The following is a 212-nucleotide window of genomic DNA, read 5'->3' as shown; positions in this document are numbered from 1 at the left end:
CGATCTGTCGAGGGTTCTGGATGCGACAAGCGACGAGACGCTGATCGTCATCGACGAAGCCTATGCCGAATATGCCGAGGGCGACGACTATGCGTCGTCCCTGCCCTATCTCGAAAAGCTGGACCGGCCCTGGATCGTGCTGCGGACTTTTTCCAAGGCGTTCGGTCTGGCCGGATTGCGGATCGGCTTCGGCATCGTCGGTGACCCGGAGC

General features: G+C 61.3%; 1 protein-coding gene. It reads left to right on the top strand.

Annotated elements, in window-relative coordinates; translation table 11 throughout:
* On the top strand, positions 1–212 hold a 212-nt coding region (locus EOB49_RS36260), incomplete at both ends, for an aminotransferase class I/II-fold pyridoxal phosphate-dependent enzyme (RefSeq protein WP_127383599.1).

Source organism: Mesorhizobium sp. M7A.F.Ca.MR.148.00.0.0 (assembly GCF_003997735.1).
Lineage (GTDB): Bacteria > Pseudomonadota > Alphaproteobacteria > Rhizobiales > Rhizobiaceae > Mesorhizobium.
The sequence above is the reverse complement of the archived record's forward strand: the minus strand, read 5'-3'. Positions and strand labels throughout refer to the sequence as shown.